This window comes from Variovorax sp. HW608 (genome assembly GCF_900090195.1).
Lineage (GTDB): Bacteria > Pseudomonadota > Gammaproteobacteria > Burkholderiales > Burkholderiaceae_C > Variovorax.
On sequence record NZ_LT607803.1, the window covers coordinates 2,684,697 to 2,701,674 of the forward strand.

At 68.2% G+C, this 16,978-nt stretch carries 9 protein-coding genes and 1 pseudogene; 3 read left to right on the top strand and 7 right to left on the bottom strand.

All coding sequences use genetic code 11. The features are described 5' to 3' along the window. Window positions 1-9: 9 nt before the first annotated feature. Window positions 10-2,034, bottom strand: a complete 2,025-nt coding sequence (locus tag VAR608DRAFT_RS12605; protein WP_088954376.1) for an AsmA family protein — start codon at window positions 2,032-2,034, stop codon at window positions 10-12. 127 nt (window positions 2,035-2,161) lie between these two features. Between VAR608DRAFT_RS12605 and VAR608DRAFT_RS12610 the strand changes: the two genes are divergently transcribed. Then, entirely contained in the window at window positions 2,162-3,313 is a 1,152-nt protein-coding gene (locus tag VAR608DRAFT_RS12610; protein ID WP_088958750.1) for a serine hydrolase domain-containing protein, read from the top strand. 12 nt (window positions 3,314-3,325) lie between these two features. On the opposite strand, the gene VAR608DRAFT_RS12615 is transcribed toward VAR608DRAFT_RS12610, so the two are convergent. Both VAR608DRAFT_RS12615 and VAR608DRAFT_RS12620 read right to left on the bottom strand, forming a co-directional pair. Then, window positions 3,326-3,562: a GlsB/YeaQ/YmgE family stress response membrane protein gene (locus VAR608DRAFT_RS12615; RefSeq protein WP_443082933.1), complete on the bottom strand. Its 237-nt coding sequence runs from the start codon at window positions 3,560-3,562 to the stop codon at window positions 3,326-3,328. A 113-nt stretch (window positions 3,563-3,675) separates the two neighbouring features. After that, window positions 3,676-3,930 (bottom strand): annotated as a pseudogene (locus tag VAR608DRAFT_RS12620) (DUF3761 domain-containing protein); the annotation flags it as partial. Window positions 3,931-4,095: 165 nt separating this feature from the next. Here VAR608DRAFT_RS12620 and VAR608DRAFT_RS12625 point away from each other — a divergent pair. Further along, window positions 4,096-9,507 carry an AAA family ATPase gene (locus VAR608DRAFT_RS12625; protein ID WP_172843844.1) on the top strand — a complete coding sequence of 1,804 codons (5,412 nt, stop codon included), beginning with the start codon at window positions 4,096-4,098 and terminating at the stop codon, window positions 9,505-9,507. A gap of 4 nt (window positions 9,508-9,511) precedes the next feature. Here VAR608DRAFT_RS12625 and VAR608DRAFT_RS12630 read toward each other — a convergent pair whose 3' ends face one another. Next, on the bottom strand, window positions 9,512-12,271 hold the full coding sequence (locus tag VAR608DRAFT_RS12630; RefSeq protein ID WP_088954380.1) for an FAD-dependent oxidoreductase: 2,760 nt from the start codon (window positions 12,269-12,271) through the stop codon (window positions 9,512-9,514). Window positions 12,272-12,373: 102 nt separating this feature from the next. Then, window positions 12,374-13,642, bottom strand: coding sequence for a phytoene desaturase family protein (locus VAR608DRAFT_RS12635; protein ID WP_157730887.1), 1,269 nt, complete (start codon window positions 13,640-13,642; stop codon window positions 12,374-12,376). Window positions 13,643-13,830: 188 nt separating this feature from the next. On the opposite strand from VAR608DRAFT_RS12635, the gene VAR608DRAFT_RS12640 reads away from it, so the two are divergent. Next, window positions 13,831-14,283: a pyridoxamine 5'-phosphate oxidase family protein gene (locus VAR608DRAFT_RS12640; protein WP_088954382.1), complete on the top strand. Its 453-nt coding sequence runs from the start codon at window positions 13,831-13,833 to the stop codon at window positions 14,281-14,283. Here the strand turns inward: VAR608DRAFT_RS12640 and VAR608DRAFT_RS12645 are convergent. Then, window positions 14,273-16,177, bottom strand: coding sequence for an AI-2E family transporter (locus tag VAR608DRAFT_RS12645; protein WP_088954383.1), 1,905 nt, complete (start codon window positions 16,175-16,177; stop codon window positions 14,273-14,275). The genes VAR608DRAFT_RS12640 and VAR608DRAFT_RS12645 overlap by 11 nt on opposite strands. Next, window positions 16,174-16,836, bottom strand: coding sequence for a DUF3313 domain-containing protein (locus VAR608DRAFT_RS12650; RefSeq protein WP_088954384.1), 663 nt, complete (start codon window positions 16,834-16,836; stop codon window positions 16,174-16,176). The genes VAR608DRAFT_RS12645 and VAR608DRAFT_RS12650 overlap by 4 nt, the downstream gene beginning before the upstream one ends. Between the last annotated feature and the right edge of the window lie 142 nt (window positions 16,837-16,978).

Genomic DNA, 16,978 nt, shown 5'->3' on the forward strand with positions numbered 1-16,978 from the left:
GAGGTCCGCTCAACGTGTCGTGGCCGGCGCGGGCTTCGAGCCGCGGCGCTTGCGCGGGGTGTTGGCCTGCCTGGCTTCGCCCTGGGTCTGCTGCCGCACCTTTCCGCAATCGGTCTCCTGGCCCGGACCCGTCTCGATCAGGGGAACGAGGGACGCCAGCGGCCCGACCACGGTCAGTGCCGCCACCGCGGCGCCGCGCGCAATGAGCGGTCCCTTCTTGAACGCGTAACCGGGTCGGGAGAAGCTGCCGTACACGCGCACCGGCGTTCGCAGCGAGAGCAGGCCGACATGCTTGGGCTTGGGTGCCACGGTGAGGTCGAAGCGTTCATCGCCCAGGTCGAACCAGCCGTCGCCCAGCACCTGCGTCTGCTCGGTATCGAGCACGAGCAGGCTCGACTGGCCGCGACCGTTGTTCACCTCGAACACCGCGCCGCCGCAGTTGATCGGGATGTCCTTGTCGCCGCCGGCCAGCAGCACCAGCACCTTGCCCATGTTCAGGCCGCTGGCGGCGTCGAGCAGGTTGGAGACGCGCCCATTGACCACCGTCGTGGCGATGCGTCCGTTGGACTTGGCCGCCGCATCGGCAATGGAGTTGCCCACGCCCGAGAGGCGCAGCGTGGCCCCGACGCGGCCCGCGCCCTTGGCGATCACGCTGTCCTTCGGCACGAATTGGCCGAGCCTGAAGCCCTGCAGGTCGATCTCGACATTGGACTTGATGATGGGCGCGCGCGCATCCAGCGTGGCCCGGCCCGCGAGGGTGCCGCCGGCAAATCCGAAGTCCACCGGTGCGAGCTTCATCACCGCGTCGTTCAGGCGCAGCGAGGCCTTCAGGCTTTCCAGCGGCAGGCCCTTGGGCACCTTCAGGCGGGTGGCCTGCAGGTCCACCTCGGCGTCGATCTGCTGCAGGCGGCTGACCTCGAAGGAGCCCGAGGGCAGCAGGCGGTCGGGGTCGCCCTTCTTCTGCCTGGCCTTGGTCTCCCGGGCCTCGATGCCGATCAGCAGGCCCAGGTCGGCCAGGTCGAGGTTGTTGCTGTGCAGGTCGGCTTGCAGCAGCGGGCGCGGCTTCTGGTCGATGTAGGCCCCCTTGCCGAAGACGTCGGAGGAGCCGATGCGCCCGCGCAGGTCGTCCATGGTGTAGCGCTTGCCCTCGAGAATCAGGTGCCCCTCGAGGCGGTAAGGCGGCGAGGCCGGCAGCGGCAGCAGCAGGAAGGGGTAGAGCCTGGACAGCGTCCTGCCCTCGATGCGCAGCTGCGTGTCGATTCCGCTGATGTTGGCGGCATCCGCAATGCTGCCCTCGACCCACAGGCTGGTGGTGCCTGCATGCAGCTCGCCCCGGATCGGAAAGGGCACGCCCGATTCCTGGAAACTCAGCACCTCGCCGGTGAGCGCGGTGCCGTCGAACCCGGCGCCGTGGTAGTGGCCGCTGAACTCGTACTGGGCCCTGTACCGGTCGTTGGTGGTTGCGGCGTCGGCGTCCTTCGCCTTCATCTGCCTGGCGGGGTCGAAGGTGCTGGCCTCCACGTCCAGGTCGAAAGGCTCGCCGTGGTCGATGTAGCGCAGCCGGCCCTGGTCCACCGACAGCGTGCTGATGCGCAGCCTGCTCGTCGAGGTTTCCGAGGGCTCCGAGAGGAGCCAGTTCTTGCGGTTGTCGGGCAGGCGCTCGAACAGCAGTTCGGGCCGCGTGAGCGCCACCCGCGGCACCAGGATCTTCTCGGGCAGATCGCGCAGCGACACGGAGAACTCCAACTGCTCGATCTTCGCCATCGGCTGGCCCTCCTTGGACCAGTCCGCGTTGCCGAAGTGCACGCCGCGCATGCGGATGGTGGGCGTGAGGCCCAGCCGCACATGCAGGTCGTCCATCCGAAACTCGCGCTGGGTCTTGCGGGAGATGTAGCGCTCGATGGGCGGGCGCACCCAGTTCCAGTCGAACAGCAGCACCAGCAGCACGAACAGGATCAGCAGGCCGGCGAAGACCGAGCCAATCGGATGGCGTCGCAGGAATGCGGCGGAGGGCAGAGAGATGTTCCTTTCCATGACATGAATCAACAACGCACCAGTCCGCCGCAGCTGCTGCCGTCACCACGCCCTTTGGCGCAGAATGGCGCAACCGTGCCGGAGCGATCCCGCGCATGGATTCCAGGCTCGCATGAAGGAGACGATCATGTCCTTTGACGGTTCGGCCATCAAGGCGCTTCTGGATGGCGCGGTCTCGAAAGGTGCCGTGCACGGCATGGCAGCCCTGGTGGTGGACCGCAATGGCCCCGTGTTCCACCACGCGGCCGGCGAGGCCGGCGTGAACACGATGTATCGCATTGCCTCGATGACCAAGGCGGTGGCCACCACGGCGGCGCTGCAGCTCGTGGAGCAGGGGGTGCTGGGCCTCGACGCCACGGTCGAGTCGATCCTGCCGGAGTTCGGCCGGCTGCAGGTGCTCGACAGATTCGACGGCGACAAGCCGCGCCTGCGGGCTCCGGCCAGCCAGGCGACGGTGCGGCAGCTCATGACGCACACGGGCGGCGCGGGCTACTTCTTCCTCAACGAGAAGCTGCTGCGCTACCACGAGCTGACGGGCGAGCCCAATGCGCTGACGGGACAGAAGCGCAGCCTGTCGGTGCCGCTGGTCAATGACCCGGGCACGACCTGGGAGTACGGCGTCAACACCGACTGGCTGGGGCTCATCGTCGAGAAGCTGTCCGGGAAGACCTTGGCCGGCTATCTCCAGGAGCATGTCTATGGACCGCTCGGGATGAGCGACTCCACCTTCACGCCGAGCGCCGAGCAGCGCGCCCGGCTGCTTCGCGTGATGCAGCGGCAGGCCGACGGCAGGCTCGAGCCCTCGGCGCTCGACCTGCCGGCCACCTCCGAATGGGACGCCGCCGGCCATGGCTCCTACGGCACGATTCAGGACTACGGCCGATTCGTGCAGGCCTGGCTCAACGACGGTGCGGGCATCCTCGAGCCGGCGACCGTGCAGATGGCGCTGCAGAACCATCTCGGGCAGATCAAGCTGCCGGAGCTGCTGAAGTCCACGGTGCCCGTCCTGTCGAACGACGTGCCCGCGCTGCCTTTCCCGCAGAGCTGGGGGCTGGGCTTCCACCTCACGCTCGTCGACCTGCCCGGCATGCGCAGCGCCGGCACCGGCGACTGGGCCGGCGTCTTCAACACCTACTACTGGATCGACCGCTCGAAGGGCATCGGCGGCGTGCTGATGACGCAGGTGCTGCCCTTCTTCGACCTGCCGATCATCGAGACCTTGATCGGCTTCGAGATGGCGGTGTACCAGCAGGTGGGCGCGGCCGTACCGGCAGCTTGAATCGACGCCCGGTCAGTGCCCCAGGCGGCCCCAGGCCCACAGCAGGATCATGGCGCCGATCACGGACAGGATCAGTCCGGCCGGATGAACCAGTGCGCCGTCCGCAGGCTTGCTGAAAATGCGCGCGATGAAGCCACCGACAAAGGATCCTGCGATCCCGAGCAGGCCCGTCATCAGGATGCCCATGTGATCGGCGCCCGGCATGATGAAACGCGCAATGGCTCCGACGATGATGCCGACGATGAACATCCATATGAGGTGCAGCATGCCTTGCTCCTGTCCCGAGTGGAGAACGGTGGGCCCGATATTGTCAAAAGCCCTCGCGGGGAGGGCTTGGGGAAAACAGCAGGATTGTTGTGTGGCTAGCAGGCCTTGCCGTGTGCCGCGTGCGCGCCCTTCGCCTTGGCGTCAGCTTCGGACATGTACGCGCCATGCTTGGTCTTGCCGTAGTACTTGTCGCTCGCGCAATGGTAGACCTTGCCGTTGACCCACACTTGTCCGGCTGCGCCGCCCGGTGCGGGTGCCGGCGCGGGAGCCGCGGCGGCTGGCTTGGTGGCGGGTGCGGCAGCCGGCGGCGCTGCAGCGGCGGGCGGTTGCTGAGCGAAGACCGAGGCGCTGAAGACGGTGCCAGCGGCCAGTAGGAGCAGAGACCTGTTCAAGATGAAACCTCACGAGGCGCACGGAAGCACGTGCATGCACCAGTCAACGGCCGCGTGCCGGATCGGTTGACTGCCTGGAAGAACTTGCGCGACCATCAGGAACCCCAAAAAGAAGAGGGATTGGTGGACAGCACCATCGTCCGGACAGCGCCCGTCTCCGAAGCCCTCATCGATGCGCCCGGCTACCGGGTGCTCGAGGGCCTGGGGCATACCTCGTCCCATGTCACCTGGCGCGCGCGACGCGAGCGCGACGGCTGCCCGGTGGTCCTGAAGCTGCCGCGCGCCCTGCACCCCACGCCGCTGGAGGTCGCCCGGCTGCACCACGAGGTGGAGATGTCGCAGGCGCTGCCCGCGCATGCGGTCGTGCGCGCGCTGGGCGTCGAGCGATGGGACGACACGCGCCATGCGCTCGTGCTGGAGGACGTCGGCGGCGAATCGCTGGCCTCGAAGATCGGCCCCCACATGCCCTTGCGCTCGGTTCTGCGGCTGGGCTGTGCCCTTGCCGAGGCCTTGGCGGCGGTGCATGCCGCGGGCGTGATCCACAAGGACATCAAGCCCGCCAACGTGATCGTCGTCGACGGCCAGCAGGTGCGCCTGACCGACTTCGGCTTCGCCGTGCGCATCGCGCGCGAGTCCGCGCGCGAGCTCGCCCCCAAGGAACTCGAGGGCACCCTCGCGTACATGGCGCCCGAGCAGACCGGTCGCATGAACCGGCCGATCGACCGGCGCTCGGACCTCTACGCGCTGGGCACCACGCTGTACGAGCTCGCGACCGGGCTGCTGCCTTTCCGCAGCCAGGACCCGCTCGACCTGGTCCACCAGCACATTGCCCTCCTTCCCCCCTCGCCGCGCGAACACCGGCCCGAACTGCCACGCGTGGTCGCCGACCTGATCCTGAAGCTGATGGCCAAGGACGCCGAGGCGCGCTACCAGAGCGCCGTCGGCGTGCTGGCCGACCTCAGGCGTTGCCTGGAGGCGCTCGACGGCGACACGGTGCCGCCCTTCGAGATCGGCCGGCACGATGCCAACGACGAGTTCCGCATTCCGCAGAGCCTCATCGGCAGGGCCGGCGAAGTCGCCGAGCTCGACGATGCGCTCTCGCGCAGTTGCGCGGGCGCCGTGCAGCTGGTGGTCGTCGAGGGCCCCTCGGGCATCGGCAAGAGCGTGCTGGTCGGCGAGATCGCGCGGCTCGCGTCGGCGGCGCGCGCCCTTCATGTGCATGGCAAGTTCGACCAGTTCAGGCGCGACCTGCCCTACTCGGCCATCATCCAGGCATTCGGGCAGGTGGCGCGCCGATTGCTCACCGAGCCGGACGAGCGCCTCGTCGCCTGGCGCGAAAAGCTCGGCGCGGCGCTGGCCCCCAACGGCCAGGTGCTGCTCGACCTGGTGCCCGAGCTGGCGCCGGTGCTCGGCCCCCAGCCGCCGGTGCTGGCGCTCGGCCTGTCCGAGGCGCGGACCCGCTTCACGCTCGTGCTGCGCGGCTTCGTGCGCGCGCTGGCCAGTGCGGAGCACCCGCTGGTGCTGTTCATCGACGACCTCCAGTGGGCCGATGGCGCATCGCTCGCCCTGCTTCAGACGCTGCTGACCGACCCGGAGATGACGCATCTCCTGGTGGTGGTGGCCATGCGCGATGCGGACGTCGGCCCTTCGCATCCGTTCCGGCTCTTCCTGGAAGACCTGGCCCAGGCCCCGGGGGCGCCGCCGGTGCGCATGGTGCTCGGCCCGCTCGACCGTCCCGCAGTGGCACGCCTCTTGGCCGCGGCGACGCGTACCAGCGCCGCGGCGGTCGCGCCGCTGGCCGAACTGGTGACCGCCAAGACCGGCGGCAACCCCTTCTTCGTCGGCGAGTTCCTGCGCGAGCTCAGCCGCGACGGCCTGCTGCGCTTCGATGCGCAGCAACGCGAGTTCCGGTGGGAACTCGAGGCGGTCCGGCAGCGCCACACCACGGACAACGTGGTGGACCTGGTCATCGAAAGAGTCGCCAGGCTGCCCGCCGCCACGCGGGAGGCGCTCGAATTCGCGGCCGTGGTCGGGCACAGCTTCAACCTGGCCACCCTGGCGCAGGTGGCCGGGCGCAGCACGCAGCAGGCCCGCGCCGACCTCGGCGCGGCGCTGGAGAACGACGTCCTCGTTCCGGTGGGCGACGACTACAAGTACACGGCGCTGGCCGGCGACAGCCAGCGCGCCGGCCAGATCGTCTACGCCTTCCTGCACGACCGGGTTCAGCAGGCCGTCTACGGCGCGATCCCTGTCGACAGGCGGCCGGGGGCGCACCACCGGGTGGGCCGGCTGCTGCTGGCGCTGCCACCTGCCCAGGTGACCGAGCGGCTGTTCGACATCGCCGCCCATTTCGAGGCCGCCGGCCAGGAGGTGCAGGGCGGGGACGAGCGCGCCGCCATCGCCTCGCTCTTCCTTCGCGCGGCGCAGAAGGCCAACGGCTCGATGGCCTGGGATGCGGCCCGGCGCTTTGCCGAGGCAGGCCGCGGCTTGCTCGGCCCGGCGGGCTGGCAGGCCGGCGGCACGATGCATGCGCTGTCCTTGGAGGCGCTGAAGGCGGCCTTCCTGCTGGCCGATCGCGCGGAGCTGGAAGCGATCCACGACGAGATCGTGCGCCACGCGCGCTCCGAGCTCGAGCGGGCCGAGGCGACGGCGGTGAAGATCCAGCTGCTGGTGAGCGCCATGGCCTACGGCGAGGCGCTGGACGTGGCCGTCCCCCTGCTGGCCAGGCTGGGCGTGCGGCTGCCGCGCAAGGGCTGGCAGCCGCAGGTCGTGGCCGGACTGCTGCGCACCAAGTGGGCCTTGCGCGGGCGTCCCGTCGTTGGCCTGGCCGAGCTGCCGGCGGTGAGCGATCCGGCGCTGCAGATGGCCATGCGCGTGCTCGTCACGGCCGGCTCGGCGGCCTATTTCAGCGAGCCGCAGCTCTTTCCGCAGATGGTGTTCGAGCTCGTGCGGCACTCGATCCGCGATGGCACGACGCCCCAGTCCGCCTTCGGCTATGTCTGCTATGGCCTGGCCATGTGCGCGGTCTTGGGCGACTACGACGGCGGCCTGGCGTTCGGCCGCCTCGCGCTCACGGTGATGGACCGCACCGGTGCCAGGGATTTCGAAGCCAAGGTGCGCTTCCTCGGCGGGCTGTTCATCCTCCCCTGGAGCCATCCGCTGGAAGACACGCTGGAGCCCTTCCGCCTGGGTGCGGCCGCGGGCCTGGAGACCGGCGACCTCGAGTACTACAGCTACTGCTTCTACGGACTGGATTCGCACGCCCTCTTCGCCGGACACGAACTGGGCGCCCTGTCGCAGGCCTGCGCCGCGCACCACGAGGCGATCCTGCGGCACAACCAGCAGAAGGTCGGCGTCGTCATGCTGCTGGTGCGCGACACCATCGCCTGGCTGCGCGACGACCCGCCCGTGGTGATGGGCGACATCGACGAAGGCCGGGTGCTGCAGCTGGCCACCGAGCGCGGCGACGCCACGTCGGTGGCCTATGCCCATGCCTGGCGATGCTGCAGGGCCTGCCTCGGCGGCGCGTACGACGACGCACTGAAGGCTGCCGCCGCCTGCCGCGCCTACGTGGCCGGCATCGACGGGCAGCTGTTCGTGCCCTTCTTCCAGTTCTACGAGTCGCTCGCCCTGCTGGCCCTGGCCCGCGCGGGCCGGCCGCAGCCGCGCGGCGCCCGCCTCGTCGCGGCCAACCAGCGACGGATGATCCGCTGGGCCCGGCGCGTGCCGTCGACCTTTCTTGCCCGCTGGGAACTGGTCGAGGCCGAGCGCGCCCGCGGCGCCGGCCGCCTGGCCGACGCGCTGGGCGGCTACGAGCGTGCCATCGCGGCCGCCGCACGGGCCGACAACCTGCACGACAAGGCCCTGGCGCACCAGCTGGCCGCCGGCTGCGCCGCCGACGCCGCGATGCCGACCATCGCACGCGGCCATCTGCTGCAGGCGCGGCGGGCCTGGGACCGCTGGGGTGCCCGGCGCCTCGCGCGCGCGCAGGGCGACGAGGGGCGGGGCAGCCTTCCCCCGATCCCGGGGTCGAGCCCGACTTCCAGGGCGACGAGTTCGAATTCGAGCTCGAGCCCGGCCTCGACATCGAATTCAAGCTCGGGCTCGGGCTCGGGCACCGGCGAAGCACTCGATGCCCGCGCCATGACGCGTGCGGCCCAGGCGGTGTCCGAGAAGCTGCGGCTGCCCGAGGTGGTACGCGAGCTTTGCAGCCTGCTGCTGGCCAACGCTGGCGCACGCCAGGCCGTGCTGATCGCGCGCGACGAGCAGGACTGGCACGTGCTCGCGAGCGCGCACGTCGAACGCCCCGAGGCCGACGTCCTGGCGAGCGGCGGCGCCCTCGCCCACGCCGAGGTGTTCCAGGGCGCGGTGCACCTGGTGCTGCGGACCCGGCGCGCCTTGCTGATCGACGACGCGCTGCAGGACCCGACCTTCCGCCTCGACCCCTACGTGGCACGGGCCCGGCCCCGCTCGGTGCTGTGTTCGCCCATGCTGCGCCACGGCGAACTGGTGGGCGCCATCCTGCTCGAGAACGAACTGGTGGCGGGCGCCTTCACGCCCGACCGCGTGGAGTTCCTGCAGGTGATCGCCGGCCAGGCCGCCATCTCGATCGAGAACGCGGGCCTGGTGCAGGACCTGGAGCAGTCGCTGGACGCGCAGGTGGCGCTGACCAACGCCCATGCCCGCTTCGTGCCGCACCAGTTCCTCGCCTCGCTGGGCCGCCGGAACATCCAGGACGTGCGCCTGGGCGACCACGCCTCCAAGTCGCTCTCGGTGCTGTTCTCGGACATCCGCGGCTTCACGCCGCTGATCGGCAGCCTGACGCCGCGCGCGAGCATCGATTTCATCAACGCCTACATCGGGCGCATGGAGCCGGCGATCCTCGCCAACGGGGGCTTCGTCGACAGCTACATCGGCGACGCGATCATGGCCCTGTTCGACGGGCCGCCCGACGATGCGGTGGCCGCCGGCGTGGGCATGCTGCGGGCGCTGCGCGAGTTCAACACCGAACGCAGCGCGGCGGGCCAGGCGCCGCTGTCCATCGGCGTGGGCATCAACACCGGCGCGCTGATGCTGGGCACCATCGGAGGTCCGAACCGCATCAAGTGCGGCGTGATCGGCGACCCGGTCAACCTGGCGGCCCGCATCGAAGGACTGACCAAGCAGCTGGGCGTGCCGCTCTTGATCGGCGACGAGACGGCCAGTGGGCTGACCCGGCCCGGCGCCTTCCTGCTGCGCCCGGTGAGCCGCGTAGTGCTGGTGGGTCGCTCGGAACCGGTCGTCGTGCACGAGGTCTTCGACGCCGACCCACCCTCCCTTCGCGATGCCAAGGCAGCGAACCTCGATCGCTACACCCGGGCCTGCGCCGCCTTCTATGCGCGCGAATGGCGCGAGGCGCGCGCCGGGTTCGAGGCGGTGCTCGCGGCCTGCCCGCAGGACAGCGCGGCGCAGGGCTACCTGCGGCGCTGCGATGCGCTGCTGGCCGATCCCCCCGGCGCCGACTGGACGGGGGTGCTGCAGATGGAGCGCAAGTAGCCGCTCAGCTCGGGCCGTCGCCCGTCCAGGTCATGGTGTATTCGCAGAAACCCGGCACGTCGAAGTCCACCACCTTCTCCCAACCCTCGCCGGATTTCTGGGACAGGGTCCCGGTGAACTGCGCAGCCTGCTCGAACACGATCAGCGGGTACTTCCACAGCGGTGCGGTGCCCGTCACGCGCCAGGTCATCTCGGCCTTGTACTGGCCGGTGCTGTCGATCGCCGAGAAAGTGACCGTCTTCGGGTACTTCCAGAGCACCTTCCAGTGTTCCCAGTCCGAGAAGCTGGAGCTGAACGATTCCTGCGGGAAGCAGAGGCGCAGGTCGCCATGGCGGAAATACGCCACCGACTTCTGGAACGCGGCATGCAGGCCGACGTCGAAGGCGATGTGCCGCGACGGATCGGAGAACGCAGCCCAGGCCCACACATTGCCCGGCAGGAACCAGATGCCCCAGTCGTGGTCGTGGTAGCCGGTCGCCTCGACCAGCTCGATGCGCTCGCCATTGACGCTGACCCACCCGTTGACCCGGGCCGAGGGCATGTAGGCCAGCCAGGAGCTCACCTCCCACGGCGAGGAGCCGTGCACGTTGTTCGCCAGCACCTGCGGCGCATCGGCCTGGGTGTAGACGAGTGCCATCGAGACGCTGCCGTCGTCCGAGGTGGCGTTGATCTCGTACGTGTTGGCGTCGAGCGCCTGCAGCGTGTTGCCCGCCAGCGTGACGTCGGCCTTCTCGGCCGAGGCCCAGAACTCCGAGATGCCGTGGTAGTCCATCTTCACCGTGATGCCCGAGCCCTGCGGGTCGAAGATGGCGGCGTTGAGGTTCACCACGCCCATCAGGTCGATGTCGGTCGGGTTGAAGCAGGAGAAGGTCACCATGCCCGAGCGGCCGCTCTTCGGGTCGACCCAGTTGAAGTACCACCACTCGGTGTACCAGAAGAGATGGGATGCGCTGCGGTACTCGGCGATGTGGAATGCGTCGTCGGCCGGCGTCACCGCGCCCGCCTGCACGGGCGCGAGCGCCGCCGGCGGGGTGCCGGTGCCGTCGTCGCCACGGGCGTGCCGCGCCATGGCCATCGTGTAGGCGAGCCAGGAGCGCTGGGCCCCCGCGTCGCCGGCCAACACCCCGCCGTCCCAGGGCAGTCCTTCGTCCCAGCGCTCTTGGTCGTGCATCCGGAACGGAAGGAACAGCTCGGGCATGCCCATGTCCCAGATCTGGCAGCGGGGCGCCGCCGACCCGGTGCGGTCGAGCAGCGCGTTGACCGCACGCCGCCCGGCCTCGTTGGCCGAGTCCATGCAGGCCAGGTCGGCGTTGGTCTGCACGTAGTCCGAGGCGAGCACCAGGTTCTCGATGCCGGTGCCTGCCTGCGGGCGCTTGCCCCAGCTCGATGGCGTGTTGATGAACAGGGGTTCGAGGTTGATGTCCTTGCTCGGGCGGTCGAACTGCGGATCCTCGATGTCGGTATCCAGGAAGTAGCCCACCTTGTCCTGGTCGCGCAGCAGCACCTGGCCGCCCTGGTTGAGGGCCAGCTTGAGCTCCTGCCAGACCTCGTCGGCGATCTGGTCGGGGCGGAGGTCGCACGCGAACTCCTTGATGAAGTACCCCTTGCACTGCCAGTCCGAGATGTCGACGGACAGGATGCCGCTGACCGTGCCATCGCCGTAGTCGTGCAGGTCGATGCCCTTCCAGAACTGGGCCTCGGAGATGGAGGTGATGGCCCAGGGCGAATCCACGTACAGCACATGCCCATGGATCACCGGCACGTCGGTGCGCAGGAAGAACTGGATGCCGTTCATCCACCGCACCTGCGGGTCGAGCACGCGGATGTTCGCCAGCGAGGGGTCGACCGCCACCATGGCATCGCTGATCAACGGCCCCATGACCTCGACCGGCATGGCGCAGACGTAGTAGTCGGCGACCACCTGCGTGACCGCCGCGGTGTCCACGTCCTCGACCTGCACGCCGGAGATGCGCCCGTCCACGCAGTCGATGGCGCGCACTCTGCGCCGCGTGAGATAGCGTCCGCCCAGCTGCTCGATGTGCGCGATCCACGGCAGGAGCAGCTGCGGGCTGGTCGGCCCGTCGAGCACGCGGTCGGTGCTGCCGGCCGCCAGGTCGAACTGGCCGAAGAGCAGGTGCACCTGCACCTGGCCGATGGTGCGCGCACTGCCCTCCTTCGCGTTCGCGGCGACGAGCGAGCGCGACAGGCCCTCGGCGAGGAAGCGCTGGTAGGCAGGCGACCGATTTTCGGCGTCGACGAATTCCCACCACGAAATGGCTTCGAGCTCATGCAGCCTGCGCTCGTCGCACGAGGTCATCACCTGCCAGATGCGGCGGGCGAAGAACTCGAGTTCGCCGGGCAGAAGGCCGATGTCGGTATCGAAGATGTCCTTGAACACCAGGAGCACTTCGTCCCACGAGCGCGGCAGGCGGGAGGGCACCACCACGGGCGCCCCGCCGAACTGCGCGATCTCGATCAGGCTCGTCGGCGTGAGGTTGTCATAGCAGTTGCCCGCGCCGAAGGGAATACGCTTCATCGAGTCGGGCAGGTGCCGATAGAAGGCCGGGATGAAGCGAAAGCCATGCTCGCCAGGCAGGTCGGGCCGCCCTCCCACACCGGTGCCCGTCGCAGGCAAGGTGCGCGACTTGCCTCCAGGGATGGTCTTGAGTTCGTAAACCGTGACCTCGAATCCGCGTTCGAGCAGCTCGTGCGCCGCCGTCAGACCGCCGATTCCCCCACCCAGCACCGCCACCGATTTGCCCATGAAGACTCCTCGATCCCATTGTTGTGTGAGGCGCGATCGTAGAGAACCTTTGTATGAATTGGCAAGATGTGCCACTCCCACCGGTCGCTCAGGGTCTTGTCTTCATCGGCCCAGGCTGGCCCACAGCGCCGGCTCCAGCGAGGCGGCCGCGAGCAGGCCGCCCATGAAGGCGCCTTGCACGCCCGGACTGACCACGTCCTGCCCCGCCAGCAACAAGCCAGGCAGGGGCGTGCGCACATGCAAGGCCGGGCTGGTCAGCCGCCCGGCGCTCATCTCGATGCCATACATGGCGCCGCCCGGAGAACGCACATAGCGCCGCTGCGTGAGCGGCGTCGACAACTCGTGGAAGCGCAGCATGGGCTTGAGCGCCGGGAAGTGGCGCAGGAACTGCGACAGCAGCCTCTCCTCGATCCGGGCCTCCAGCGCGAGGTAATCCTGCGGCCGCTCGCCGTCCGGCCGCGCCAGCCAGGGCGCGAAGACATGCGGATCGACCATGGCCACCAACTCGGCGGTCGGCCTGCCGCGGCTTTCCGGGTCCTTCAGCGACGGAAAGGCCACGAAGATGCCGGGCGCATCTTCGTCGGCCGGTCGTTGCCAAAGGCTGCCGATGGCGTCACCCTCGAAGATCCAGTGGTTTGCGCTGCTCGCACCGGCCGCTCGCAGGTCGCCCTCCAGCCCGACGAACAGCGAGATGCAGGACAGCCCCGGGGCCAGCGCCTGGATGGTCTGTTGCCAGCCGGCGGCGACATCGGGCGCCAGACAGGCCACGGTGTTGCCGACGCCCATGGCGGAAATCAGTCGCGGGCTCGACGCCACGTGTTGCTCGCCGCCCATCGCGTAGACCACGCCACTCACGCGCCCGCCCTCGGTCGTGATGCGCTGCACATCGCAGCCCAGGCTCAAAGCGCCACCGGCGGCCTCGATCACCGGCTGCAGGCATTGCGCGAAGCGAGCCGGACCTCCTATCGGGTAATAGGCGCCGCCGTTGTAGGCGCCGGTGACCAGGGCATGCATCGCAAACGGCGCCTGCGCCGGCGGTGCGCCGTAGTCGGCCCAGCGCGCGCCCAGCACCGCCCGTAGCTCGGGGTCGGAGATCAGCGCCAGCTCGTCGGCCAGCGTACGCCGCGTCCAATGCTCGGCATCGGCTCCGCGCCAGAGGCTCAGGGCCCAGGCCACCCAGTGCGGCATGGCATGCGAGGCGAAGAGCTGCATGGCGGTGCGACGCGCCGCATCGCAGGATTCGAACCAGTGTCCAATGGCGCGTTCCTGCTGCGGAAAGCGCGCAACGAGCGCTTCGCGGTAGGCCGATTCCGGGTGCAGGATGCCAAACTCGAAGCCGGGCAATCGGACGATGTCACGATGGCGTCCCACATGCGGCCTCCGGCTGCCACCGCGACTGCGTGGCCCAGGCGCGCAGCATCGCTCCGCCGCGCGAATGACCGTTTGACGCACCGCAAGGCAGTGCAAGCCCAAGCCCCAGGGCCTTGATCGCGGTCAAGGCCGCGCGGCTCGACAAATCCAAAAATGCAGGGGAACGCTCCTTCCTCTGGAGGTCACGCATGGACGACGAAATGAGACGGAAGATCCTGGCGCTGCTGGATCAACATCGGATCATGACCATCGCGACGCTGCGCCCGGATGGCTGGCCGCAGGCCACGACCGTCGGCTACGTGAACGATGGCCTGACCCTGTACTTTCTCTGCGGGCTGGACAGTCAGAAGGCAGGCAACCTGGCGCGCGATGACCGCGTCTCGCTGACGATCGATCACGACACGGCGGACTTGATGGCGATCACCGGCCTGTCGATGGCAGGACGCGCGCAGGCGGTGAATGACCGGGCCGAAGCGGAGAAAGTCCTGCGCATGCTGCCGCTGAAATACCCGGACGCCCCGCCCCTGCCGATGAAGATGCCGAGCCCGGACGAGGTTCGCCTGTTCCGCATCACGCCCACGGTCATTTCCGTGCTCGACTACTCGAAGGGCTTTGGGCATACGGATCTCGTCACTTGCTGATGCCTACGGCGCTGACGCTCCCTGCTTGCGCTTGCAGATCCAGCACCAGCTGCTCGTACGAGCTGGCAATATGGTCCACGCTCTCGCGAAACTCGGCCTTGGCCTGCCCCGTCGCCTCGGCTTGCCCAGGCAGAACGAGCGCCGCGATGTGAGCATCGGAAGTCTCCAAACGCAGTTCACGCGCCAGTCTTATCCCGGTCTCCGGGCTCGCACCACCGGTCATCGTGACCAGGCAAATGACGCGGATCGTTGTCTCAGGCATTCGCGAATATTTCAGGGAGCGCAAATCTTCAATCGTCAGATCTCGTGCGTCCAGACGCAGGCTTCGCAGCATTCGAACAAGGATCTCGGTCACCAGGTCATCGCCCGGCCCGCCCATGCCCACGCAGACGACAACGGAGTGATCGCCGGGTTGTTCGCCCGTCTGCGGGTGTTCGCGGAGCATCCGCCTCTGCCGCAGCAAGCGCGCCGAACTCGCTTCCTCGAGCACGGACATCGGCTTTGGACTCATGGCGCGATCACGCTTGGCACCGTCGAGGGCTTCGACGACCTGCACGATCGTGCTGCGAAGTTGGGCCTGTTGCCGCAGCGTGGTCTGTCCCTTGAGGTAGTCGGCGCGGCCCAGCTGAATCGCAGGCACCAGCACGCTGTCACAGTACCTGGCGAACGATCCCCGCCGCAGGTATTCGCGTGCCCCGGCGATGATCTCCTCCGAGTCGCCGGACAGAGCCCGCTGGTAGAACTTCTGCGCCATCGTCAGCGCCGGGCCATCCCCGAGCACGACGTCGAGGAAGCCCAGCGACTCGGCGTGGCGGCCGGCTACCGCCAGACACAAGGTCAGCGGCGTCGCGATGATCACGCCGACCGCCCCCCACAGCCAGCCCCAGAAGAGCGTGGCCAGCACGATGGACAAAGGAGAGAGCCCCGTCGCCTGACCGTAGACACGGGGCTCGATGACGTGGGAGGTGACCAGGTCGGCCGTCAGGAACACGGCGCCCGTCGTCAGCATCAGGGTCCAATTCTCGGCCGCACCCAGGGCCAGAAGCATGGCCAGCAAAGCTGCCGCGAGCACTCCGACATAGGGCACGAACCGCAGAATGGCTGTGATCGCTGCAATCAGCGCCGCCTCCGGCAAGCCCGTGGCAGCGAGCGCTACCCAGATGACAAGCCCGAAGCAGATGTTGACCGCTATCTGGCGCGCCAGATAGCGAGAAAGCCTGTCGCCGGCGTCGTTGATGGCCAAGGTCGTCGCCCGCAGATCGCCGCCCATGAGTCGTATGAAGCGGTCCCGCAGGGATTCCCGCTCCAGCAGCAGGAAGACAAGGACGACGATCGTGATGCCAGCGCTGCCGATCGGACCAGCGACCCATGAAAGAAGTCGGCCGAGGCGCTCCATCGGGTCGGGCTTGGGTTGGAGGACGCCTTCCGACGATTTTCCATCGACTCCGGAACGGACGACTCTTGTCGTCGGTTCGGCGGCATTGGCCCCGACCTTGCTGGCCGGGTTGAAGAGCGCTTCAGCGGCGTCCCAGGTCTTCTCGATCGGCGACAACGCAACGAGACGCAGCGAGCGCAAATTGCGCTCGAGCGTCGCCTGGTATGCAGGCAGATGAGATGCCATCCGGATGGCATGCACACCGATCAGCGTAGCCAGCAGTGCGATGACCAGGGCAGCGGACGCTACGGCTCCCAACACCGATGAGACATGCCCCAGTCCGAAGACGCGCAGCCGCCGGACCAGAGGGTTGACTGCGAAGCACAGCAAGACTGCCAGGGTCACCGGTACGAGGATCGACCGGCCGAGATAGAGCAGGCCGAGCGCAGCCGACATTGCCAGCACGATGAGCGCGATGCTCCAGGTGCGTGGGAATCGCCTCGGCCATCCTCGGTTCATCGCAGGTACTCGACCAACTGCTCGGCGCCCTTCTGGACCCCAACCTCGGCGGCCGCCATCGAACCCATGCCCGCTGGAAGGTTCCAGGCATTCGGGTACTGCTTGGCGACATAGGCGCCCAGCAGCGCGTTCGTCGAGGAGTCGTAGATCTCGACCGCGAAACTCACGGAGCCCGACAGCATTCCCTCCTTGCCGCGAGCGGCCTGGACGGCGTTGTAGGGCCCGCCGAGCAAGTCGAAGTGCATGACCGTATTCAGGACATTCGTGTTGGCCTTTGCGCCGGTGAGCGTGAGCTTGATGCGCACGGTCCCGGCGCCAGGTATTGCCGATCTCCTGAAGCGGCCACGCAGCTTCTCGGAGAACTCTGCCCGCATGTACTGGGCAAGCCTGTCCTTGTCTGCTTCCGAGATCTTCTCGAACTGGTTGTCGGCGCCGGTGTAGATGGCGACGGGGTCCATGATGAAGGCTTCGTACCTGGCCCAATCGACATCTGATCTGTACGTATAGGGCATTCGTCCCGTCTCGTCGCGCTGGTTCACACGCAGCTTCGATGACGATGCCACGCCTGCATAGGGAAGGGGCTGCAGCGAGGAACAGGCGGCCGACGCCACGCAAAGCACCAAGGTTGCGAGCCGAAAAGGGATGTTTGAAATACGCATGTGATCTTCCTGGTTTGACAGTTCACGGGACCGTCGACAGACCGCACCGCGGCGTCAATACAGAACCGTAGTGTACGGTTTGATTATACGAAGACCCTTCGGGGCGTCAAGAAAAGCGTACAGTTCGGTCTTCTTTCGAGGA

Excerpts from the sequence above, each read along its gene's own strand:
- VAR608DRAFT_RS12605 (WP_088954376.1), bottom strand. The coding sequence starts at position 2,034 with ATGGAAAGGAACATCTCTCTGCCCTCCGCCGCATTCCTGCGACGCCAT.
- VAR608DRAFT_RS12610 (WP_088958750.1), top strand. The coding sequence starts at position 2,162 with ATGTCCTTTGACGGTTCGGCCATCAAGGCGCTTCTGGATGGCGCGGTC.
- VAR608DRAFT_RS12615 (WP_443082933.1), bottom strand. The coding sequence starts at position 3,562 with ATGTTCATCGTCGGCATCATCGTCGGAGCCATTGCGCGTTTCATCATG.
- VAR608DRAFT_RS12630 (WP_088954380.1), bottom strand. The coding sequence starts at position 12,271 with ATGGGCAAATCGGTGGCGGTGCTGGGTGGGGGAATCGGCGGTCTGACG.
- VAR608DRAFT_RS12640 (WP_088954382.1), top strand. The coding sequence starts at position 13,831 with ATGGACGACGAAATGAGACGGAAGATCCTGGCGCTGCTGGATCAACAT.
- VAR608DRAFT_RS12645 (WP_088954383.1), bottom strand. The coding sequence starts at position 16,177 with ATGAACCGAGGATGGCCGAGGCGATTCCCACGCACCTGGAGCATCGCG.
- VAR608DRAFT_RS12650 (WP_088954384.1), bottom strand. The coding sequence starts at position 16,836 with ATGCGTATTTCAAACATCCCTTTTCGGCTCGCAACCTTGGTGCTTTGC.